Origin of the sequence: Lysinibacillus sphaericus (assembly GCF_006864135.1) — a bacterium.
GTDB lineage: Bacteria > Bacillota > Bacilli > Bacillales_A > Planococcaceae > Lysinibacillus.
Window position 1 is genome coordinate 221,203 of the sequence record NZ_SADV01000003.1, and the last position, 23,323, is coordinate 244,525.

The window sequence follows — 23,323 nt, forward strand, 5'->3', positions numbered from 1 at the left end:
AAAGTGGCTTGATGATGGTTGGTGGTACCAAGTAAATAAATGTGACAAAATGGTCAATATTTGTAATTTATTTAAATAAATACAATTTTCGACAACATTTTCATTTTTGTTGTGTTATGGTTGTATTGTTCTATTAAATGCAACTTATTAATAGAGAAAACTAATACAAAGGGGAGTTAATTATGTTAAAATCAAAAATTTCAAAAATGGTAGGATCACTTGCTTTATCAGGAGCTATACTTATTCCTGCAGTATCAGCGAATGCATGGACTGAGTATGTTTATGTCAAGGACTTATATCCGGATGCAGTTGATTATGTATTTGTAAATAATGGAGCAAATGACAAGTATGTACTAGTACAAGAAAGAGGATCTGATGGTAGAATATACGAAACAAAAGTAAAATGTGATAAAATGGTTGGTAGTAAGTGTCATGTAGCAGTTGAAAGATAGGGCATTTAGTATTTATTGGAATAATAAAAAAGGCGCATTGACTCATTAACGAGTTGTGCGCTTTTTTTGTTTCTTAGGGAGTGAAACCTAGTTGTTTAGTTAGTATCAGGAATTATACAAACATCATTTTAAGTCAGAGATTTATTATTTGATATATCCAGCCAATGTATTCTTTGTACAAACTCTTCCAGAAGATTTTACATTTACTGCAATTTTACCTGCATATAGTACTGCACTTTTTTAATTTTTCTTCCTCTTTTTGATACCGGATCGCTCAGCTCAATCAATGGAAAGAGCAGTACGTCGACTTCATACTAAATTACCAAAAGGCACTATAAAAACAGCCCCAACAGACCGAGGTAAAGAATTTAGCTGATATAAAATGACTATTATGCCGACAAACAAGTCCTATAGGCTAACCTGAATCTCTAGCCAGTAACACAGATGGCACTCTATACATTATTTATATGGATAAGATGTATTACATTTAATTTGAACTTGGTTTATTAAATCTTAATTAAACACTATATCCCATTTCCGCAAAATAAAAAGAGAATCTTTTAACAGATTCCCTTAGTTATTCTACTCAATCATCGCTGGTAGAGCGAAATTTTATTTACGATAATATATTAATCTTGCTGTTGTATAAAGTTTGTCATCATTCACAGAGATCAAAGCAGTATAATCATTCTTTTCCCATCTTGAATATAAATGGCTATATTTTGTATAGGTAAATCGGTAATCATTACCGAATTCCGCTACCCCTTGCCTATGTAGTCGGTCATGTAAAGAAGACATTTGATCCCATGTGTGATAACTATTTTGTTCGGGAAGGAAATCATAGCTAATCATCTCTAATTGCCCACCAGTAAAAAAGTATGTCAACTGTGCTGAAAAGCCATATTTTGTCGTTCCGTAGACTAAATAAGTATCTCTACCATCCTGAAGTTTTTGTATAAGCTTTGATTTTTCATTTTTCTCTACATCACGAATAGTCAATTTAAAGTTAATATTATTGAAAGGCACAACAGGCTTCTTTGTGGATAAAAATGCATCTACTACGTATCCTTTGATATTACCAGCAGTCACATAGGACCAACCTACTAATGTAGAATGTACAGTTACCTGTGTACCATTACTTAATGAACCTACTGATGCTCCCGATTGACTGGCAATATTTCGAACGATAACCCCACTACCTGTATTAACGTACTTTGTCGTTGTTTTAGTCTGCCCAATAAAATCGGACTTAACATAACCTACTACATTGCCATATTGCACAAATGACCAACCATTTCCTACTGATCCATAGTCTTCAACAATCATATTATACTTTAATGTAGCTAATGTTGGTGCTGAAGGAGATGGCTTGGATTTCACAACGAGACCACTTTTAGAATTTGCAATTTTAATCGTCGAAGGTGGAACACTTAAAAAAGATGAAGAAACATATCCCTTTACATCGCCTGTTTGAATGTGAGACCAACCATCTGAGGAAGAAAACTCTATCACAAATTCATCCTTAGCTAGATTACCAATGGAACCGGATGTATCATTCGGCGACTCTCTCACAACCAAGTTCGTACCACTTACAACTTTCACTGTTCGATAATCAGCCGCATCTGCTACTTGGTACTGAATGCTAAATAACATCATGAGTACAAAAACTGCAACAAACCATTTCTTTAGTATACTCAAACAATTTACCTCCTTTTACAATTCTACCATTCTACCATTTTTCCTATTGATTGTATATATTTTCATATTTTTTATTACTAAACGCGTAAATATCCATAAAACATTTTTAACACATATATAAACCAAAGAAAATTTCGATAGAAAACAAATTATAAATTAATTTATCAAAATTGTTCTCATCACATCTAAAAAAGCTCAGAAAACCTATTATTTATAGGCTTTCCAAGCTCAACTAAACTTTTTTTCTTCATACAGACCCTCTCATCTCGCAAATCGAGGATATATGTCTCAAAATAAGGGGATTTCATGAGAATAAGGACTAACATATGCTTTAAATACAAATAATAAGCTAAAACAAAGTAACAACAAAATTCAAAAAAATTTAGAAAAACTCTCTTCTTGCTTTCAGATTAATCGTGCAAGTGATGATGCTGCTGGTATTGCTATTTCCCTTGATCGAAGTTGTGGCAAATAACTTTATACTACTGCCCCATTATTTTTAGAAAAGCTTACCTTTACCGAATTGTATAAAGAATTAGCTTTAAATTGTTTTGATAAATAATTAGAATTTACCCTTCAGAGTACAAAAATAGTTTATTAGTGTCATTTACACTTATAAACTATTTTTGAAATTATATTGTATATGACTATTTTATATACTTAGAACGAACAATGGTCCTATTATATGGCTCGCCCTGTAACGTTTCACCCGAAATATTTAAAGTTATATTATATACACCAGACTCTTTATTCTCTGGAAAATTTACCATAAAGTTTTGTTCATTAACCTTCTGCAATTGTAAGGAAGAAGCAATGTCTTTACCTGTTGGATCTAGTACTTTTACATCAAAAGCAAGTTTTTGTAATTGTTGATTCGCTTGCACTGTAATGATATTATTCGTTTCTAATGCCACTGTCGGAATGCTCACCTTAATCATAGATGGACCCCCGTGTTGAACTGCCAGTAAATACGCATTATCTCCTGCCTGCGTGCTTATATTTATCTTCCATTCTCCCTTCTCAGAAATAACGTCAGTAAATATATGAGGTACTACGCCATTAAAGAAGGAGGCTTCCTCCAATGATTCGATTGTCTGGTTGGTATATTTTTTCCCTGAAGGAGCTACCAACTCTATTTTATCACTAGTTAATCCTGTCCACAGTTTAACATTATCGAGTGCAGTATCCACATAGAAAGAATGTGTCACATCATTTGACGATTGCAACTTTCCTCCATAAAAATAATGTGACGCATCCAACTCTTGAAAGGTATCAGAATGAGAAAAGTATTCTTTGTTTGCACTGATACGATCAGTAGAAGCAGACTGTAGATACTGTTCCAATCTAGAAAATACCGCAGATCCCATGCGAATACGGTCATGGTCAAGTGAGGCATCGGTAAATAAATGTGTTCCGTAAGATAATCTAGTGCTCGCTTCTTTGACTAATCCATCATTTGGATCGGAAAGATATAGCCCACCCATCCAGAGTGCAGATAGAAATGGTCCTGTATTAGTGCCAGCAATTGTATAATAGTTGTTCTTACTTACGTTGGGGTGATTGTCTATTAGTGAGCGAAAGTGTTCCATTTCCCCAACTTGAAGTGAAAAAGTACCATCATCTTTTTGACCGAGTAATGTAGCTAGCCAACCTGCCCACCAGCTATATGCAAGATCAGCTAACTCTGATCCATAATGAGGGGAACCTAAAGTAAACACCCTACCCACGTACGAATGAGCATTATTAAGAACTAATGCTGCTTGGGTATCGGGCCCACCCTTGCTATGGGCGACTATATTTATTTTTTCTCCGTGAAAATGTTGACTGATTTCTTTTAACATAGAAGCTAATAATTTTCCATTATCGTATTGACTATAAGAACCGTTACCTGCCGCATCGTATAATTGAACAAATACAGTTTGATACCCTGCTTCATAAGCTTTTGTATACATGTCATTAAGACCGTAATATTCTGTATTACCATACCAACTTGTAGCGTTACCATTTTTCCCTTGAACGAAAACAATAGGTGGCTTATTCGGATCAATATTAGGTGGAGTTTCCCCTAGAAACCACTCTCCAGGAGTAAAGCTTTCGCCAGGTAGCTTCAATCCATAAGGTTCAACCTGGTTTGAGGCAAAAACATCTGGAGTAGAAAAAAGAATAATTGTGACCATTACTAATAACGAAACCATTTTTTTCAAATTGTTTTCCTCCTAATCATTATAAATGAAGTTCATAAAGCCGTAGAAAAGCAATTCAGATTCCATAATTCAAAAAAACTCTCGATTACTACAAAATCGTAACGGTTTCCTTTGCGAGACATATCTTGTGAATACCAAGTACTTTAAAGGTGTCGGATTTCTCATTTGTTAGGGCCATCCTTGATCGCATAGAGAGATAATCAGCTATATAAAACTGATGTTGATTAACAGATATTGATAATAATAAATATGTCTCGAAGATGTAATTTCAAACAGGGAGACAAACTAGCCCCACTTCTCATCTATCTCAATATTCTATAAAAGGGAATGATTTCCTTCTAATTTAGACAAAAAAATAGTATTATCTTATACTGCGCCGAAGCCTAACGTTGTGAAGTAGCGTAATAGATTGCGTTAGCAAGTAAAATAGCATAGAGCGAAACGACCAAAATTCAGCACCATGTTGTTCATATAAACGAGTCCAAGTTCTTTATTCTGGTTTATTAACCCCTTCTTCTTGAGCAATATGATGGATACTTTCTTGTCCATTTATAAAACGTAATACAATTCTTTTTTTATCTGAAATAATTTTGCTCATAAAAACACTCCGTAAAAGTTAGATTTTGTGTTTACCTTTTACGGGGCAGTTAGAAAAGGTGTCCTTTTTAAATCTATCTCCTCACAATATATCCTCTTATACGAGGCCGGTTCTGGTTATTCAGCTACTATATTAGTTACCTGGCTAACTTAGCTGTTTTAATTTTATTTGCTCCAGCTTGTACTACAGCCATCCCAGTATATGTTCCTGTTTTAATACGCCATTTAGCTCCATCTGGCTCGATGTATACCACCCAACCGAAACGATGCTTTAATACATCAAGTACATTTCAGCCACTTGTCGTGTGCCGTATGTTCCAGTAAGTACACAGTATTTATTATTGTCGATAGCTTACTTTTGTTGCTGTGCATTACCACTTGCGTTTTTAACCATAGTAATAAACTTTGACCATGAGATTTTACCTTCTCGCATATTTCGGGGGCAATTTTTACCGCTAAAGTGATTATGCTGAACAACATTTTGAATTGGGATATTTTCATCTTTCATAATTTTAGCAACTAACTCTGCGGCATTTTGCATTGCCTTTTGATAATTACCGTCACTATTAAAACAAACCTCTATTTGAATCCCCTCATTATTACCTGTGTTATTTCCTGCAGCCCAACATCTCCAGGCATGTTTAAATGATTGTACTGCCTCTTTATCATCAACTGTGTAATGCCAGGAAGCTGAACGGCTATTACCGTTGTATTGTAAACGTGCATGTGCGTCTGCATCGGCCCCTGAACGTGTATTATCTGTTTCATGAACAACGATAAATTTTCTTGTGTTAGCTTTACCATATGTAACCTTGCTTGCTTGAGCATCAGGTATAATTTTTTACGAATTGTAATCATTTCGTTTCACCGTCCTTTGGTTTCTCGTTGATTTAATGCTTGTGTACTATTTGAAACACCTATTGCGTATACGAAATTTCCAATTGATTTCCATCTTGCACACGATACTCAGCATTTTTTATCTACCCGCTACTTTTTTCCAATACAACAGCACCTCGTGATTATTAATGCGTCATGCAGATTCCTTTGAAGCCTCGTCAACTTTGTTTAAATGTTGGTTTATCTGTCGTTAAACTAAGTAGCCTTTTATTTAGATTGTTTGTAATGCGCCAAATGAATAAAAGATCTCCAATAAGCGCTGATACAATCCAACCAATTATTAATTGTTTCCACCAATGTTCTCACCTACTCTTTTCCAAAATAAAAAACCTTCCACTATGTGAAAGGTAATTTTTCGAGTATAAAAACAACCCTAAGCCTCTGTTTTGCGTTTCCTCATTGGCTTTTAAGGTTCAAAAATATTTAGACAATCTTGCAGTCAAAGGTGAAAAGTTTAAGTATTGATCTATACCTTCCAACCATTTAAAAAATTTTTTCAAATTTTAACTAACTTTTTCAGTTGGAAAGTCGTCCAATAATTAGTAACTAAACCATTTAAATAAAAGGAGAAATTAATGATGAAAAAAACAACTAAAAAATCTTGGATGATTGTATCAGCACTAACAATAGGAATGGCGGTCTTCACACCACATCAAGCTGAGGCAGCATCAGCAAAAACAACAAACGAAATAACTGTTAAAGCTGAGCAACAAATTAAAGGAACAATTAAAGGCGTTTACGGAGATAGCATCACAATTAAAGGGAAAGACGGCAAAAACTATTATATTGGAATGCAGAAATTTTCAGATGAGCAATTAGAAAAAATGAACTTAGTAGAAGGTCAAGAAATCTCTGTAGAAGGTAGCTTAGTACAAGATTATTCAGACTTCTATACGTTTGACGTATATAAAAAAAGTTTACCTAAAGAAATAACAAAAGAAGACCTAGCAAAATTAGAAAAGTTGTTTAATCAAACGAAGAAGTTAGAAAAAGAAGAGAAATATGATGAAATGGATAAAATTAATCTTGAAATGGATAAAATCACAAAGCCTTATATTTTAGCTAGCTGGGTACCTGCATCCTTTGAAGAGTTCATTGAAGCGTATGGATTTAGTGAAAAAAATATTGTTATTAAAGAAAATGATCAAAAACAATTGAAAGATATTTATCAACAGTGGATAAAACTAGAGAAATCTGGTAAAGAGGAAAAAGCACAAGAAAAATTTGATGAATTCCAGAAGGTTCTTCTACCTTACTTAGATGCTCTAAATCCACCATTAACATTTGAACAATACATCTCAGATTTGGAATTAGATATTCCGGCTGAAGCCATGCCAAAACTAAAAACTTTATACAATGATGCTAAAAAAGCTGATAAAGATAAAAATGATCAATTATCTGAAAAGCTATGGGGTGAATTTGATGAAATGATTACTCCTTATTTTAAACCACTTAGCTTTGAAGATTACTTGTCTGACTTTGAGTTCGAAATCAAGGCAAATGATAAAAAACAATTAAAAAAGCTTTATGAAGAAGCAACAGCTCTTGCTAAAACTGGTGACGATGAAAAAGCTAATGAAAAATGGGTTGCTATCGATAAAATTTTAGATCCATATTATAAAGCAAATAAAGAAATTCTTATTTCAGCATCTAAAGTAACGATAAACGGTAAAGTTTATCTTCCAAAGCAATAATAAATATATTTCGGGGTTATCCAAACAGTCATTAAACAATGATTTAGGGATTAACCCCTTTCTTATTTCCTTATAGATCAGTACAGTGCGCTTAATATGCGCTTTGGCCACTACAGATGATGATTTAGTCACTTTCCTATTCAAACAGCCTTACTATACGCGCTACAAATACGGTAATTTCCGGTCCCTTTTTTGGATTTTTTCCCAGTAAACTCGATTGCAATAAGCTGTAACTCTTCATCTTTCATAAAAATCCCATAATTCTCTCTTCTCTTATTTAAATCTTAAATGTGATATATTATTACAAAATCAAAATTACTCAATATATCCTATGTTATTACTATATCCCACTTTTTCCGAAGATATTTGAGCTAATGGAGGGAATATTTTGAAAAACTTATCGATTAAAAAGAAAATTCTAACGCTTATTACGTCCGCTGTCATATTTTTGCTATTTATTTCTGGTGGCGGTTTTTATTACACGAACGATATGGCAAAAAAATCTAGTGAAATGTACGACGAATCACTTTTGCCAATTCAATATATAGGTCAAGCTCAAACTGATATTCGTGCGATGGATTCTTTCGTTTTAGAACTCATGATTACAACGGATGCAAATGATAATGCTGAGCTAAAGACAATGATCTCCGAGAGAGCTGAAAGTGTTAAAGACTCAATCATGAAATTTGAAACCATTTACAAAGGAAATGAAGATGAACAAAAAATGTTAAAATCTCTTAAATCCAATGTTGATAGTTATTTTAGCACTATGGCAGATGTTATTGATTTGGCTAGTCAGAACCGAAACGCAGAAGCCTATTCTATTTACACCACAATTTTAGATGATTTTGCTGAGAATATGGCAAGTGATGCACGCGATCTTATGACTCAAGGTTCTGAAGATGCCAATCAACTGAATGAAGAAAATAAACAAAGTCTATTCACTACTATACTTATTGCTTCCATTCTCTCTGTTGTAGCCATTAGTTTCTTTATTACATTGGCAACATGGATTGCACGCTTAATTGTGAATCCAGTTAAAGAGTTACAGGCAAATATGTTAAAGGCAGGCAACGGTGATTTGACTGTCCAAGGTACATATTCATCCAAAGATGAAATCGGTCAATTAACACAATCATTTAACACGATGATTAATAATATTCGTAATACAGTAATAAAAGTGACTGAAACTGCTAATCATGTAGCCTCAGCATCTGAAGAGTTAAATGTTAATGCAGCAGAAACTACAAAAGCAACAGAGATGGTTGCAAATACGATGGAAACTATCGCTCATGGATCAGTAGAGCAACTGAATAGTGTTTCCAACACAGTCAATACCGTTAATGAGCTTTCGACTGGTGTTCAACAAGTGGCTGGAAATGCTCAAGCTGTAAGCGAACTTTCTGGGGATTCTTTATCCCTAGTGATAAATGGTATGAATGCTGCGAATCAAATGAATCAACAAATGATAGACATCACAGAACAAGTAAAAGGCTTATCCGACGTTGTCGACTTGTTAGGAAAACGTTCTAATGAAATCGGTCAAATTATTGATTCGATTACAGCAATTGCTGAACAAACAAATCTCCTTGCCCTGAACGCCGCGATCGAAGCCGCACGTGCTGGCGAGCATGGGAAGGGCTTTGCCGTCGTTGCAGATGAGGTTAGAAAATTAGCAGAACAGTCTGCTGTTTCTTCAAACCAAATTGAAGTGTTGATTTCAGAGACACAGAAAGATACTCAAATGGCTGTTGAATCAATGAACTTAGTAACAGCGGGAGTTAATGAAGGAATTAAAACAACAGAAAATACACGTACTACTTTCGCTTCAATTCAAGGTGCCATTCAAAGTGTTACGAAGCAGGTAGAAGAAGTATCTGCAGCAGTCGAACAAATGGCAGCAGGCACCGAAGAAATTGTCGGTAGTGTGAATACGATCCACTCCATAACTAAATCTAACGCAGCAGGCACAGAAAGTATTTCTGCTACGACTGAAGAACAAACGGCATCAATGGAGGAAATTTCATCATCTGCTTATGCACTTGCAAACTTGGCAGAAGAGTTAAGGGATTTGGCAGCTCAATTCCGTGTATAATCTCATAAACGGAGACAGCATCACTCTTAACATTTAAGTGTAACTTTGTACATTTTTTAAGGAATAACAACATCAGTCATATAAAAAGAAGCGGCAAGATTATTTTTTGATCTAAACCGCTTCTTCTATTATATTAAGCCAGTCCTATATACCAATTAAATAAATCGTTAAATTTTGAATCACTCTCTAATTCTGGATGCATATCTATGTAAAAGGTAAAAGCTTTTAAGTATGAAGGAATAGCTTTCTCAATTACTACATTTATTGGTAAATCTAATAAAAAATAATAACCTTGCACTCTTAATAGCATACAGTCCTTCTCATCAATAAACATATTCTCTATTTCCTCTTGTGATAATCTAAATTTAATTGAAGGTTAACTTTGAGAGGCATAAGCTTCAATTTTAATACCATTATAATTATTTGTATTACCGTTAATGTCTAACTCTATTTCAATAATTTTCTTTATACAGTTTATCAAGAAATCACCGCTCATATAATTAACATACGAATAAAGAGACTTTTTATCATATAAAAGTTTTAGCATATTTGAAATATTCCTAGCTTGACGCTCTTTTCTTTCTAAAATTGACTTATGATCTCTAAAATCACTTTTAATTTTTAGTATTTCATCTTCATCCACTGTTTTAGTTAACTTATCCTTTAGTTCTCCTATTTTTTCACTTAAAAACTGTATTATTTCAAATTCTATTAAATATACAGGCAATTTGCCTTCTCTTAAAATATCATTTGCTTTATCTACTAATAAGAAAAGCTCTGTATCACTTGTTATTAATTCCTTTTCGTTTTTAATTCTGATAATTAACTCTTCCGCTTTCTCTTCAACATTTTGCACTAACATTAATGAATTATTATCAGACCGAAATTCAACTTCTTCAAACATCATTTTTTGTTGATTCTTTATTTCATCTAAAATTTTGTTTTTTTTACACTATTTTTGACTAATTGGTTTACTTTTTCATTAGTATCACTTAATAATTGAGCTGTAAACATTTTACAAATCTCTTCAGTAAGTTTGATTTCAAGAATAAATTCACTTTTTGTATATGTATATATGTTACTTTTAATTTTATTTATGTATATTTCTGAAGGAATATCATAAGATAAGGCTATTTCTATTAACTCCTTTTCAACATCTTCTTTATTAGAAATAGTTCCGTTAGGGTTAATCATTCTAGATAAGTCATGAAATACTAATTCTAAATCTAATGTCGAATCTAGTGATTTTTCAATACTATCTATTTTTTATCAATCTCATTATTAAATTCTTTTAAACGATTTATAAGCCACACTTCTTGTGTTGCTTCTATTTCAGTTATTGTAATAACTTCTATGTTTACTCTCTTTAAAGCCTTAAAAAAAGCCCTATTGATTCCTTTTTCTAAATCATTATTTAAATACCTTTTTTCTACTTCATTTTTATTTAGAAATTTATTTAATGCATTATCACAAACTTTCCCAAGTGGTTCCTCTATAACCTTTTTCTCAATGAAAGAACCAATTGCTGCTTCTACCATTCCTGTCACTACTGTTAACCCTATCATCTAATTCCTCCTACACTTTTAACTAAGATATACTATTTTGAGTTCATCAAATCACATTGGATATTTCAAATATCTTTTAAAAATTAGAAATTAAAAAGCACTAAACTAACACTAAATAACATTTCTTAAAATATATGCAAACTAAATTCAGGACTTAGGCTAAATAAAAGAAAGTATGGATTGCCAAGGAAAGCCTTCCTCGATTTCTAAGTAACGATTTATTAAAAATTGCATAATCTAATTCATCAATTCGTTCAGAGATATGTATCTTGCCTGTACCATCAAATGCAATATAGCCTTTGTCATATAATGCATCGTGATTACAACATAGCAACAAAGCATTAAAAGCATCTAATCTTTCTTCATTTGTGCTATCCTTCCACGGCTTGAAATGACTTACTCTAAGCATTGCAGGTAAATCAATTCCACAACCACAAAATGTACATTGATGATTCCATAATGGAGGCTAACGCCTCTTTATATTTTTGCTGAACTTTACGAATTTTCACTTTTGCTTCCGCGTCTGTCTCAACTAATATTGGTACAAGTTTATTGCTTTCTCTACTTACAACAGAGCCAATTGCAAACTCTAATTGCTCCTGATTTTCTTCATAGATATTCAAATCACTAATCAATTCTAATAACTTAATTGCGAGCGTTTCATTACATGGGTATAAATAACCTTGATTGCCATTTCCATCTTGCTGGAAAGGAGAATACTTTATGGGTAGAAGCGGTAAAATCGCATCAAAATTTGCTTTTATATTTAGCGGTATGTCTAACTCATGATATTCTAAATCTATTAAATAACCTACATTTTCCCATTGTAAATAACTTTGCATCTCACCAGGTTTTGAAGCTTCATAATAATTAGACTGTGCGATACTTACAGCAACTAACTCTCCACGTACATAATGAAATACACAATCCCCTTTTAATATTTCTTTCATTCGATTCCATGAGGCGGTACTTTACCTGATTTATCCTAACAAGGCACCTCTTTGGACAAAGCATATCTAAAGAGGGAAATTTCGCAACTTTTTTATAAACATCATGGCTTTGTTTCAAAGCCATGAATGACTAAGTACACATCTTTTCGTACAACGAACAGTGAAACAGAGAGTGCAGCTATTCTATTTTGGGGTAATAAGCTCGCTGGTCCCTCCTTATAGAAAAAATATTTTTGTGACTAATTTAACACTTACCTTTATGTAAGTACCTGTATTAAAAGTGCATACTTACATATTTGCAGTGTGCGCGTTATTATCAAGATATAAATCTTAAGGAGGACAAATCTTTGAAAACTCTTATTATTGTCACACATCCAAGCTTAGACACATCAGTTATTAATAAAAGCTGGGTAGAAGAACTGGAGAAATATCCAGAAAAATACACCATCCATGAATTATATAAAGTATACCCTGATGGAAACATAGACGTGGAAAAAGAACAGAAGTTGGTTGAATCTCATGGGAGTCTTGTTTTTCAGTTCCCAGTATATTGGTTTAATTGTCCACCTCTATTAAAAAAATGGATGGACGATGTTTTAACTTATGGATGGGCCTATGGTTCAACAGGAGATAGCTTAAAAAATCGTAAAGTTGCTTTTGCTGTCTCTACTGGAATTAAAAACGAGGATTATGATGAAAACGGAAGGTATAAATATACGCTTGAAGAAATATTGGTTCCGTTTAAAGCTACAGCTCTATATTGCGAAGCAGATTATCGTTCGTTCTTTGCTTTTTATGGAGCAGAATATAACCCTTCTACAAGTGAAGTAGAAAAAAGTGTCCAAGACTATTTCAATTTTGTCGAAAACATATAATAATAGCAATAGTAAAGTTATAAAAAAGAAGTATTTCTTGAACAAAGAAATACTTCTTTTTTATGGATATACCTACTTCTGTACTGCCTCAAAATCTGCCGAGTTATTTTTCTCTCCCCATTCACACATCATATCTAACAAGGGAATAAGGGAACAACCACGTTCAGATAATGAATATTCAACTTTTGGAGGTATTTGTGGGAATTCCTTACGTATGATAAGACCATCTGCCTCAAGCTCTTTTAACATAACGCTTAACGTTTTAAAGGAAATGGTACCAATACATCGCTTCAATTCATTATGTCGCAAGACCTTATTTTCGGCCAGCCAATACATAATGATCATTTTATATTTACCGCCTATTAAGGACAACGTATATCCAAAACCAGTATTTTTTAGTTCTACGCCAGTCGGAACACAGGTCTCGCGCACAAGTTTCACTCTCCTTTAGGTAAGTATATAAAAAGGCTTCTTTACAATAGATTATTATGTAATCCTATAGCAAGGATGTAAAGCAAAATCAATATAAAATTTTGCTTTATCTTTTTTTTGAATAAATAAATCCTATGAGTATGTGACATTATGTTTTCTAATATCCATTAAAATCAGTCCTTTCTATATCCTTATAAAAGTTTAGCTTAGAATTCTAATAGAAAATAATATTTTCAGGAATCCCTAAATTAAATTTCGGAAAACGAATAGTTAAACATCTCTCCCAAAATCAATTAAAAATTTAAGAACTTTAAAATCTATTTTTATGTAATTTCTCTCTTATTACCATCATCGAATTACGAATTTCATTTATTTCACTATCAGTTAGTCCATTAAACAATTGAATTATTGGACATCTGACTGAATATTAATTTGATCCAGCAGTTCCTCTCCTTTTTTTGTCAAAAAGAGAAGGCTTTTTCTACTGTCGATAAACTGTACCCTATAAGATAGACACTTAGACGAAAAGATTTCAAAATGAGTAATACTACGCACACTCTTAATTTCTTTATTATCGACTTCTAATTCCGTAAAGTTTTGATTTCATTAATAGCCACATCTGCCTTTCCGTCGCTCTACCCTGTCTTTCTGTCGATCCATTTCGAATTAATTAAACAAAAAAAGGAATGCACGCAATTTGTGCATTCCCCCCACTATGTTAGAAAAATAAACTTAATATGAAATAAATAGCTGCCGCCATGACTGCGGAAATTGGCATGGTGATTACCCATGTTGTCACGATTTTTCGTGCCATGCCCCATTTAACACCTCTTACACGGTGTGCTGTTCCTACTCCCATAATAGATGAAGAAATAACATGTGTTGTAGAAACTGGTAAATGAATTAATGTTGCACCGAAGATAATGGATGCAGAAGCAAGGTCTGCTGCAACCCCGTTTACTGGACGGATTTTCATAATCTTGCCACCGACTGTTTTGATGATTTTATAACCACCTACAGATGTACCAAGACCCATTGCACATGCTGCTGCAAAACGTACCCAGAAAGGAATGTCATCTGTGTGATGCAAGCCTCCTGCGATTAAAGCGAGCGTAATAATCCCCATCGCCTTTTGCGCATCGTTTGTACCGTGAGTAAATGATTGTAAAGCTGCTGTACCAATTTGCATTGTCCGGAAGCCTTTATTCGTTCGATATAAATTCATATCCTTAAATAGTACTTTGAATAAAGACATCATTAAGAAACCAGCTGCAAACGCAAGTAATGGTGAGAAAATAAGCGCTTGAATGATTTTTATAAAGCCACTGTAGTTCAAGGCATTAAAGCCGGCTGCCGCGATTGCAGCACCTGCCACAGAACCGATCAATGTATGCGATGAACTAGATGGAATTCCAAAGTACCACGTTACTAAATTCCATGTGATCGCTGATAATAATGCCGCTAAAATAACGACAGAACCTGTAGTATCTCCAGTAAAAGTATTTAAGCTGAACGGGTCAACAATATCCTTTGTTAATGCTTTTGCTACCCCAACGAATGTTATAGCTCCGATGAAGTTCATAATCGCAGCCATATAGATTGCTGTACGTGGCTTTAAAGCCCTTGTTGATACAGAAGTTGCGATCGCGTTGGCTGTATCATGGAAGCCGTTAATAAAATCGAACACAAGCGCGAATATAACGACTAATATTGTTATCAGTAATATCGTATCCATTTCGTACTCTCCATCTTACGCGTTACGCATAATTATTGTTTCAATTGTATTAGCTACAGTTTGACAGTAGTCTGCAATATCTTCAAATTGTTCATAGATACTCTTGAATACCATGAGGCGCATCGGGTCTTTTTCTTGAATAAATAATTGCTTCATTGATGAGCGGAAAATTTCATCACATTCACGCTCATAGTCCTTAATTTGAATAGCATGTTTACGCATTTCAACAAGCTTTTTACTATTTAATAGCTCCATTGCTTGGACCATTTCATCTGTACTTTTCGCAATATATGTTAAGAATTGGCGCATCGGGTCTGTAACTTCTGTTAAATTGTACATGTCAAAATGAGCAATACAGCCTTCCATTCCATCAATAACATCATCTAACTTATTGGCAAGTGATAAAATATCTTCACGCTCGATTGGTGTCATAAATGATTTATTAAGCATGACGATAAGCTCGTGAATCAATTTATCTCCACTTGTTTCATATCGCTTCATTGTGTCTGCGATTTCTTTTAGTGAATCTATATTTTCAATACGTGCGTTATGAGCGTAATAAATACCTTCTTTAACGTTTTTAGAAATGTTTAATAATGCTTTGAAAAATGGATCTTGCTTGTTTGAGTTGAACATCATGTTCCTCCTGTTGAATGAATATTGTCGATTTCTGCAATCATCATAACAAAACTTTCACATAGTTCTACAAATTTTTAAAGATAAAATAGTTGAATTTACAAAAATGTAATATAAAATTCGCCACAATTATTTTTAGGTATTTTTCCAAGTTGAAAACGTTGGAAACTCGATAACAAAAAATATCAATTTTCCTTAAAAATCACCGTTTTTTCTTTTATTTTTATAAAAATACTTGAAAAAACAATTTTTTCTTCATTTTTTTCTTCGTTTTCAATGTTAAGGAATTGTAAACGATATTTACATGACGAAAGATAAACTCCATTGTCATTTATTACAATTCGCAGTACTGTTATAAGAAAAGTTTATCTTACAAATAAGGATGTGAGTATCATACAAATGGACATCGATTTACTATCACTTGTTATCCTTTTAGTACTTGGCTTTATCGCATCCTTTTTAAATGCGATTGTCGGTGGCGGAGGATTAATTTCGTTACCTGCGCTTTTGGCTGTTGGTTTACCCCCAAGTACAGCTATTGCGACAAACAAACTCGCCAATACAATTAGCAATGGGACTAGCATGTTAACTTTTTTACGAGCTGGTAAAGTTGATGTGAAAAAGAATAAAAAAATAATGCCTTTTATTTTTATTGGTTCATTCATTGGTGCATATACGGTGCATCTCGTATCTCCAACTATTTTAAAGCCTCTAATGCTTGTTATGCTCGTACTAGTAACAGCTTATACGGTTTTCAAAAAAGATTGGGGTCAAAAACCTGAAGAGCGATCATTAAGTACTCTTAAGAAAATAGCCTTCGTCGGCGTTTTTGCTGCTGTTGGCTTTTACGATGGTTTCTTCGGGCCTGGTACTGGTTCTTTTTTTATTTTCCTTTTATTAATGATGGGAAATGATTTCTTACAAGCAGCGGGAAATGCAAAAGCCTTTAATTTCACATCGAACTTAGCCGCGCTTGCTATGTTTTTACTATTAGGAAAGGTTAATTTTGTATACGGTCTACCTATGGGCTTCGTAATGATTTTCGGTGCGATAATGGGGTCAAAATTTGCGTTGAAACGTGGGACAAAAATGATGCGTATTATTTTTATCATCATGACTTGTACATTAATTGTCAAAAATGCATGGGATTATTTCATCACCCATTAAGTAAAGTACTACCAATTTCATCAATGAAATTTATCAGCCGATTGACAAAATTTATTAGCGTGCTATAATTCTTTTAAGCTTCACCGCGTTGAAGCGAAGAAGTAACAAGTAGGAGGATTAGCATGTTTCGAATAGAAGCTAAGAGTAACCCTCGATTTATTGAGGCAAGCTTTATAATATTATTAATAATTGCCATGATGGCGCTCAGTATTGGGTTTTTAAAAGCAACACCCCATATACCTATTTTTCTTGTCATTTCACTTTTAATTGCCTATGGATTACTAAAAAAAGTTCCTTTTCGTGAGCTTGAAACTGGTATGATTGCTGGTGCAAGTGCTGGACTTGGGGCAGTTTTTATTTTCTTCTTTATTGGTATTTTAATTTCGAGTTGGATTATGGGTGGCACAATTCCAACACTTATCTACTACGGCTTTTTAACTGTTTCACCAAGTTTTTTCTTTGCAATCGTATTTTTGATTTGTAGTATTATTGGTGTTTCTGTTGGTAGTTCTTTAACTACTGTAGCAACTGTGGGCGTTGCCTTTATGGGAATTGCTGGTGCAATGGACATCTCTTTAGCGATAACGGCCGGTGCAATTGTATCAGGAGCTTTTTTTGGTGATAAAATGTCTCCGTTATCGGATACAACAAATCTTGCATCTGGTACGGTTGGCGTCGATCTTTTCGAGCATATTAAAAATATGGGTTGGACAACGATTCCAGCATTCGTAATCTCATTCGTCCTTTATGCAATAATATCACCAACAGAAGCAAATACTTCATTTGAAACGGTTGAGCAATTTAAAGATGGATTACTGTCTACTGGACTTATTCATTGGTATACATTATTGCCAATTGTTGTTCTTGTTATTATGACTTTTTATAAAGCGCCTGCACTTATCACACTCGCAGTCGTCTCAATTCTTGGTGTCGGGCTTGCCTACATACAAGAACCGATTGCACTATCGAATGTCTTTAAAATCCTTTTTGAAGGCTATGTATCTTCTACGGGGAATAAAGAAGTAGATGCATTACTGAGTCGAGGTGGTATGAACAGTATGCTATTTACAATTTCCTTAGTCTTATTAGCTTTAACAATGGGCGGTCTATTATTTACGCTCGGCATTATTCAAAGTATTTTAGCGAAGGTTGAGAGCTTATTTAAAAGCGCTGGCTCTGTCATTACAGGAGCTGCCATTACAGGGATTGGCGTTAACACATTAATCGGTGAGCAATATTTATCTATCCTACTTACTGGTGAAGCTTTTAAAGCACAGTTTGCAAAGGTTGGACTTGCCCCTAAAAATCTTTCCCGTGTTATGGAGGACGCAGGTACTGTAGTCAACCCTCTTGTTCCATGGAGTGTTTGTGGTATTTTCATTGCTAGTGTACTAGATATACCAACAACGACTTACTTGCCCTTTACCTTCTTCTGTCTACTCGGACCAATTTTGACGATTATCTTTGGTTGGAGCGGTAAAACATTAACAAAGCTTGAAAAATAAGATTGGTAGCTGATGAATTCGTCAGCTACCTTTTTTAAGAGTCCGATCTAGGCGGTACTTTAATATTTAAAACTATGGAATTAATCTATTATTACGGAAAACCATTGGATAGAATGAAAGCTGTCACAAAAGTCACTTTTATGACAGCCCTTTTCATTTTTTACTTGCACAATAAAATGTCAGTGTTTGTTATTTAAAAACAACTTCTATGACTGTTGATTCAATTTTGTTTCCATCCTTGTCTTTAGCTTCAACAGTTAGGCTTGTGCCTGCCTTTTTGGCTTTAATCTTCACTGTGAATTTGCTTTTGCTTCCCCTAATATTGTTTCCCCGTTATAAACTTGTACAGTAGCATTCTTTTCAGTTGTACCTGTAACTGTTTTAGATTTTACTGTTACTTTATCTATTTTTAGGAGCTTTTAGGTGCAGTGAAATTTGGCATATTTGTTAAAGGAAGCAGACTAGAGATATAACCATAGCTGCCTAGTTGGAGATAGTTCAGTAGATTTGCTTGCACAAGGAATTTTGGATGTAGCAAAAGTGATTTAGCTCATCCGTTAATATGAGCATTTTCACGAATCTGATGGTAATGTAATTTGCTGATAAAGGAACCCATAAAATAACAAAAGAGTATGTTTTGAAATAATTGTTCAAAACATACTCAAATTTTTGCCCTGCTGATTACTTAATTTTATTGTTACCTTTTGTCCCATCAAGTATCTTAGTCATTTTTTTCATTGTCCTTTGATGATAAAAAGTCTTCTAATGCCTGTTTGTTCTTATCTAAGTCAATATCCAAGACGTCACCTACGTTGACACGTTTGTCTTCATAAGCATCTGCAACAGGAATTCGTAAAGTGTCAATACCTTTAGAGTTTCCTTTTACTATCCCTTTTGCAATTGTAAGGATTGTTTTATTATCAACATTTGTATCAATGTAGGAATCTGCAACGCCAAGTATTTTTGGCAAATTCATTAAGCTCGAAACACCGATTTGTTCTTTCACCTTACCCAAAACTTCTTGCTGGCGTTCCACTCGCCCAAAATCACTTAAGCGATCGTGACGGAAGCGTACATAACCTAATAACTCGTTACCATGTAAAACTTGTTCCCCAGGATGTAATGTCATACCAATTCCATGAGACATTTCATAAGGAATATCAACCTCTATCCCATCAGGTGCTAAAAGATCTATAATTTTAGGGAATCCTTTAAAATCTGCAAGAGCGTAGTAATTTACATCAATATCAAAATTTTGCTTAATTGTTTTCCTTACAAGTTCAGGACCTCCTAAAGCAAAAGCAGCATTTATTTTATTCATTCCGTGATCTGGGATGTCGACATACGTATCCCTCATAATCGAAACAAGTTTGACATCATTTGTCGTTTGATCGTAGTGTGCAATCATTAAACTATCCGATCTACCATCCTCGTCTCTAGCGTCACTTCCCATTAATAACACATTAATCTGACCAAATTGCACATCAGCTCCTTCAAATGGGTCAAACGCCTTTTCGTTATCTTTTAAATGACTATCGTCTGCCATAGCCAATCCGCTATTATATTGATAAACCCCATAAATAATCCCTGCTACGATTACTAATGCGAATGCTAAGAACAAATTCCTTAGCCATTTACGGCCCTTTTTGCTTCTTTTCATAAATAAATCCACCTATCACTTAAGTCTAAGTTATTTTTTTAGTAATGCCTTTGTAGTAAGTTGCACAGCTATTGCATCGTCTAGATAACCAATAGGAAATAAATAATCCGGTATAACATCTACTGGAATTATAAAATATAATAATGTACTTCCAATTAAGGTTAGTTCAAAAATGGTTCCCTTCCCCAATGTAAACTTCTCATATAACTCTTTTAATTTGCTTATAAACGGCCCAATGCTTCCTACACTCTTAATTTTTTCGTCAAAATCCTTAAGAATCGAATTTTTCCCTTCTTCTGTTTGCGCATAGAGTCCATAGCTTTCTAGTTTCTGTTCAACATGAGACACCGAAAATTCATCATCATAAACATTAGAAGATTTAAGAAGAGATTGTATTGCGTCAACAGAGGTATGAATATCTGAATCTGATTCTGACTCTTCTTGTCTCTGTTCAATTGGGTATCCTGCTGCTTCAAAAAGATTGATTAAAGGAACATCCAGGCAGTCTGCAAATTTTTCTAAATGTTGTGGTGTCGCATTTCTCTTACCATTTATTATCCGTGAGATCGTAGCTGTGTCGATTCCAGTAAGTTCACTAAACTTCCGCATAGATAATGAACGTTCTTTCAATAACCCTCTCAGCAATAAACCAAGTGTACTGTTTCTCTGTTCAGCCATTTTCGATTCTCCCTTCTTACAGACTAAAGTAGTTGTCAAACATGAAATGATCATTCTCAAGAAGTGTATAATTACGTTGACATTTTGTCAACAAATTAATTAGAAGAAAGCAGCAAAAGCGATTATTATCAACATTACTCCACTAATTATTGTTCCAAATTGCCCTACAGTAAATGAACCGATCCGAACATCTGCTACTTTACTCCCTAACTTGACACCTAACCAAACAGTAATAAAACTCCCGATTGCAGCAAGTATCGAGATGACAAGTGGTGAAAGACCAAGTAGACCTGCACCTACACCATTCGTTAATGCATTCGCTGCTAAGGCAATGCCGAGAAGTACAGCCTCTCCCCATCCAATTTCCCCAGACTTATTGAATTGAGCTTCCTCGGGATTTCTTAAAATATCTTGAACATTATTATTAGCATTGTTTCCATTCACTTTTGAAGTTTCTTGTTTCCGCGGTTTCGCCAAAAGAATAATCCGAATTCCGATTATACATAATAATATCGCTCCGATGACGACAGGAAGCATACCTGGAAGAATTTTTGACAGCCATACTCCAAATGTAATGCCTGCCATACTCATTAGAAAACAAATGACCGAAATTAAAATATTTTTATCAAATCTAACATTTATCTTTCGAATGCCGTAAGAAAGTCCGACACCCAAATTATCAATACTAGATGAAAAAGTAAAAGCCAAAATGATTAACCAAGTCATCATACCACATCCCTTATTTTTTTATATCATATTACTCGTATTGACAAATGGTACCTATTTATCCGAAAAACGTTGACAAAAAAACAACATTTTTTTGGTAACACAATAAAGTGTGCGAATGAAAAAAAAATATTGGCTTTCAGCGGTTTCAATGAACCAATTAAGCCAACGGGTATTAGTCAGAAAGTGGTATTGCATTATTTACAGCGTTTATCCCTTCTATATTCCGATATGGAATCAAAGCTGATCCTTTTTCGCATTTCTGTTCAATTAAACTTTTTGGTAAGCTCAAAGAAAGGAGATGAGGGGAAATGACAACCATATGGAATGCCAATTTATATGATCAAAAGCATGGCTTTGTTTCAAAATTTGGAGAGAGCTTAGTAGATCTGCTTGCACCACAAAAAAATGAAGAATTTTAGACCTAGGTTGTGGCACAGGTGATTTAGCCCATGAAATTGCAGCTCTTGGTGCCAAAATTCAAGGGATAGATGCCTCTCATGACATGATTATCGCTGCACAGCAAAAATACCCAGACATTACGTTTCATACAATGGATGCTACCGTACTTAACATGACAAATCAATTCGACGCAGTCTTTTCAAATGCTGCATTACATTGGATGAAACAGCCGGATGAAGTCATTCAAAATATTTACAATGCACTGAAACAAGGGGGGTCGTTTCGTTGCTGAAATGGGAGGTCACGGTAATATTGCTTCTATTGTTTGGGCACTGCAAAAAAGTATGGAGGAATTAAAACTTTCTTATATTGAGGATTACTTCCCGTGGTATTTTCCAACTTTAGAAGAATATCAGTCGAAATTAGAAGGCGCTGGATTTACAGTTGAAATGATTACGCTATATGAGCGCCCAACACCGCTTCTAGGCGAAGACGGGTTACGTAATTGGCTAAAATGTTCAGTAATACTATGCTAAAGCATTTATCAGAAACTGATAAAGAACAGATTTATGCAAAATCCGAAAAATTATTACAGTCAAACTTTTATCAGAATCATCAATGGTTTGCTGATTATTGCAGATTACGCTTTGTTGCCATAAAAAAATAACAGCCCTTTCACACATGAAATCGAAAGAAAGCTTTGATGAATAACGTAGCACGTAAAAACGCTTGAAAATATCCAAGCGTTTTTCTTTATTTTTATTTAATTCCAGACTGCATTTCGTAATTTCTAACGAGCATTCCGTTTGATTTTAACATTTCTAACTTCTCATAATAAGGAACTAAGTCATCATCACAACATAAATCAATCATATAGATATCTTCAAGTTCCTTTAACATTTGTTTGACTAATTCCTTGCCAATACCTTTATTTTTATACTCCGGCAAAACTTCAAGGAACGGAATGTAGGCAGATAATACGCCATCGCTAATCGCAGTTATAAATCCTACTACTTGATTCGTATGATCATCTAAAGCAATGACTATCTTACTACTGTTTGTTAACAGCTTTAAGTGAGTTTGTGGATTCGGCGGATTCGGCCAATCTACAAAAAAGCCATTCAACATTTCAGAAGAAATTCCCTCAAGAGAATTTTGGTATATCAACTTATATCAACTCCTAAATTATTTTTTAACTTTTAGGTAGATGATATTAAAAATAAAGTAGCAAAATTGCAAACCTCCAAACATTTCTGGGATTACTATAAGATATTCGATTTCAAGTTCTTAAAATCCTTCTTTTTGTACTTTTTGATTAAGTTCAAGGAATAAATCTTGGTTATATCCAGTAATTT

General features: G+C 34.1%; 24 protein-coding genes and 2 pseudogenes. 9 read left to right on the forward strand and 17 right to left on the reverse strand.

Features of this window, described 5'->3' with window-relative positions; translation table 11 throughout:
- Positions 1-182: 182 nt before the first annotated feature.
- Entirely contained in the window at positions 183-452 is a 270-nt protein-coding gene (locus tag C7Y47_RS05335) for a hypothetical protein (RefSeq protein ID WP_142507808.1), read from the forward strand.
- Positions 453-1,064: 612 nt separating this feature from the next.
- Here C7Y47_RS05335 and C7Y47_RS05345 read toward each other — a convergent pair.
- Entirely contained in the window at positions 1,065-2,150 is a 1,086-nt protein-coding gene (locus C7Y47_RS05345; protein WP_142507809.1) for an SH3 domain-containing protein, read from the reverse strand.
- Between the two features lie 328 nt (positions 2,151-2,478).
- On the opposite strand from C7Y47_RS05345, the pseudogene C7Y47_RS05350 reads away from it, so the two are divergent.
- Positions 2,479-2,601, forward strand: a pseudogene (locus C7Y47_RS05350) (flagellin); the annotation flags it as partial.
- Between the two features lie 196 nt (positions 2,602-2,797).
- Here the strand turns inward: C7Y47_RS05350 and C7Y47_RS05355 are convergent.
- The gene (locus C7Y47_RS05355; RefSeq protein ID WP_142507934.1) at positions 2,798-4,345 is read right to left on the reverse strand and encodes an esterase/lipase family protein; all 1,548 of its coding nucleotides are present in this window, start codon (positions 4,343-4,345) and stop codon (positions 2,798-2,800) included.
- 958 nt (positions 4,346-5,303) lie between these two features.
- A complete protein-coding gene (locus C7Y47_RS05360) occupies positions 5,304-5,789 on the reverse strand; it encodes a peptidoglycan recognition protein family protein (protein ID WP_142507810.1) in 486 nt (161 codons plus the stop codon).
- A gap of 634 nt (positions 5,790-6,423) precedes the next feature.
- On the opposite strand from C7Y47_RS05360, the gene C7Y47_RS05365 reads away from it, so the two are divergent.
- Both C7Y47_RS05365 and C7Y47_RS05370 read left to right on the forward strand, forming a co-directional pair.
- Entirely contained in the window at positions 6,424-7,542 is a 1,119-nt protein-coding gene (locus C7Y47_RS05365; RefSeq protein ID WP_255505017.1) for a hypothetical protein, read from the forward strand.
- Positions 7,543-7,930: 388 nt separating this feature from the next.
- Positions 7,931-9,637 (forward strand): methyl-accepting chemotaxis protein, encoded by a 1,707-nt coding sequence (locus C7Y47_RS05370; protein WP_142507811.1) that lies wholly within the window; start codon positions 7,931-7,933, stop codon positions 9,635-9,637.
- Positions 9,638-9,770: 133 nt separating this feature from the next.
- On the opposite strand, the gene C7Y47_RS05375 is transcribed toward C7Y47_RS05370, so the two are convergent.
- The 6 genes from C7Y47_RS05375 to C7Y47_RS05395 form a co-directional block, all read right to left on the reverse strand.
- Positions 9,771-9,971, reverse strand: a complete 201-nt coding sequence (locus C7Y47_RS05375; RefSeq protein ID WP_142507812.1) for a hypothetical protein — start codon at positions 9,969-9,971, stop codon at positions 9,771-9,773.
- A gap of 42 nt (positions 9,972-10,013) precedes the next feature.
- Positions 10,014-10,544, reverse strand: coding sequence for a hypothetical protein (locus C7Y47_RS05380; protein ID WP_142507813.1), 531 nt, complete (start codon positions 10,542-10,544; stop codon positions 10,014-10,016).
- 23 nt (positions 10,545-10,567) lie between these two features.
- A complete protein-coding gene (locus tag C7Y47_RS05385) occupies positions 10,568-10,831 on the reverse strand; it encodes a hypothetical protein (protein WP_142507814.1) in 264 nt (87 codons plus the stop codon).
- Positions 10,832-10,896: 65 nt separating this feature from the next.
- Entirely contained in the window at positions 10,897-11,202 is a 306-nt protein-coding gene (locus C7Y47_RS05390; protein ID WP_142507815.1) for a hypothetical protein, read from the reverse strand.
- A 154-nt stretch (positions 11,203-11,356) separates the two neighbouring features.
- Positions 11,357-11,611 (reverse strand): HNH endonuclease signature motif containing protein, encoded by a 255-nt coding sequence (locus C7Y47_RS25455; protein ID WP_255505018.1) that lies wholly within the window; start codon positions 11,609-11,611, stop codon positions 11,357-11,359.
- A gap of 10 nt (positions 11,612-11,621) precedes the next feature.
- Entirely contained in the window at positions 11,622-12,152 is a 531-nt protein-coding gene (locus C7Y47_RS05395; protein WP_255505019.1) for a hypothetical protein, read from the reverse strand.
- Between the two features lie 347 nt (positions 12,153-12,499).
- Here C7Y47_RS05395 and C7Y47_RS05400 point away from each other — a divergent pair, with 347 nt between their 5' ends.
- A complete protein-coding gene (locus C7Y47_RS05400; RefSeq protein WP_142507816.1) occupies positions 12,500-13,027 on the forward strand; it encodes an NAD(P)H-dependent oxidoreductase in 528 nt (175 codons plus the stop codon).
- Positions 13,028-13,099: 72 nt separating this feature from the next.
- Here the strand turns inward: C7Y47_RS05400 and C7Y47_RS05405 are convergent, their stop codons facing one another.
- The 4 genes and pseudogenes from C7Y47_RS05405 to C7Y47_RS05420 all read right to left on the reverse strand — a co-directional run bounded on the left by C7Y47_RS05405 (position 13,100) and on the right by C7Y47_RS05420 (position 15,830).
- Positions 13,100-13,459, reverse strand: coding sequence for a winged helix-turn-helix transcriptional regulator (locus C7Y47_RS05405; RefSeq protein ID WP_142507817.1), 360 nt, complete (start codon positions 13,457-13,459; stop codon positions 13,100-13,102).
- 310 nt (positions 13,460-13,769) lie between these two features.
- Positions 13,770-13,951, reverse strand: a pseudogene (locus tag C7Y47_RS26065) (MarR family winged helix-turn-helix transcriptional regulator); the annotation flags it as partial.
- A 226-nt stretch (positions 13,952-14,177) separates the two neighbouring features.
- Positions 14,178-15,194 carry an inorganic phosphate transporter gene (locus C7Y47_RS05415; RefSeq protein WP_142507818.1) on the reverse strand — a complete coding sequence of 339 codons (1,017 nt, stop codon included), beginning with the start codon at positions 15,192-15,194 and terminating at the stop codon, positions 14,178-14,180.
- A 15-nt stretch (positions 15,195-15,209) separates the two neighbouring features.
- Positions 15,210-15,830 (reverse strand): DUF47 domain-containing protein, encoded by a 621-nt coding sequence (locus C7Y47_RS05420; protein ID WP_132363005.1) that lies wholly within the window; start codon positions 15,828-15,830, stop codon positions 15,210-15,212.
- A 399-nt stretch (positions 15,831-16,229) separates the two neighbouring features.
- On the opposite strand from C7Y47_RS05420, the gene C7Y47_RS05425 reads away from it, so the two are divergent.
- Together C7Y47_RS05425 and nhaC are read left to right on the forward strand one after the other, a co-directional pair.
- Positions 16,230-16,997 carry a sulfite exporter TauE/SafE family protein gene (locus C7Y47_RS05425; RefSeq protein ID WP_142507819.1) on the forward strand — a complete coding sequence of 256 codons (768 nt, stop codon included), beginning with the start codon at positions 16,230-16,232 and terminating at the stop codon, positions 16,995-16,997.
- Between the two features lie 122 nt (positions 16,998-17,119).
- Positions 17,120-18,502, forward strand: coding sequence for a Na+/H+ antiporter NhaC (gene nhaC, locus C7Y47_RS05430; RefSeq protein ID WP_142507820.1), 1,383 nt, complete (start codon positions 17,120-17,122; stop codon positions 18,500-18,502).
- 721 nt (positions 18,503-19,223) lie between these two features.
- On the opposite strand, the gene C7Y47_RS05435 is transcribed toward nhaC, so the two are convergent.
- The 3 genes from C7Y47_RS05435 to ytaF all read right to left on the reverse strand — a co-directional run bounded on the left by C7Y47_RS05435 (position 19,224) and on the right by ytaF (position 21,569).
- Complete coding sequence (locus C7Y47_RS05435; protein WP_142507821.1) at positions 19,224-20,162, reverse strand: LCP family protein; 939 nt, start codon at positions 20,160-20,162, stop codon at positions 19,224-19,226.
- 30 nt (positions 20,163-20,192) lie between these two features.
- Positions 20,193-20,840 (reverse strand): DUF1232 domain-containing protein, encoded by a 648-nt coding sequence (locus C7Y47_RS05440; protein WP_142507822.1) that lies wholly within the window; start codon positions 20,838-20,840, stop codon positions 20,193-20,195.
- Positions 20,841-20,939: 99 nt separating this feature from the next.
- Positions 20,940-21,569: a sporulation membrane protein YtaF gene (ytaF, locus tag C7Y47_RS05445; RefSeq protein ID WP_185903405.1), complete on the reverse strand. Its 630-nt coding sequence runs from the start codon at positions 21,567-21,569 to the stop codon at positions 20,940-20,942.
- 454 nt (positions 21,570-22,023) lie between these two features.
- Here ytaF and C7Y47_RS25460 point away from each other — a divergent pair, with 454 nt between their 5' ends.
- Together C7Y47_RS25460 and C7Y47_RS25465 are read left to right on the forward strand one after the other, a co-directional pair.
- The gene (locus C7Y47_RS25460) at positions 22,024-22,260 is read left to right on the forward strand and encodes a class I SAM-dependent methyltransferase (RefSeq protein ID WP_255505034.1); all 237 of its coding nucleotides are present in this window, start codon (positions 22,024-22,026) and stop codon (positions 22,258-22,260) included.
- A 1-nt stretch (position 22,261) separates the two neighbouring features.
- Complete coding sequence (locus C7Y47_RS25465) at positions 22,262-22,504, forward strand: hypothetical protein (protein ID WP_255505020.1); 243 nt, start codon at positions 22,262-22,264, stop codon at positions 22,502-22,504.
- Positions 22,505-22,727: 223 nt separating this feature from the next.
- Here the strand turns inward: C7Y47_RS25465 and C7Y47_RS05455 are convergent, their stop codons facing one another.
- A complete protein-coding gene (locus tag C7Y47_RS05455; protein WP_142507823.1) occupies positions 22,728-23,135 on the reverse strand; it encodes a GNAT family N-acetyltransferase in 408 nt (135 codons plus the stop codon).
- Positions 23,136-23,323 lie beyond the last annotated feature (188 nt).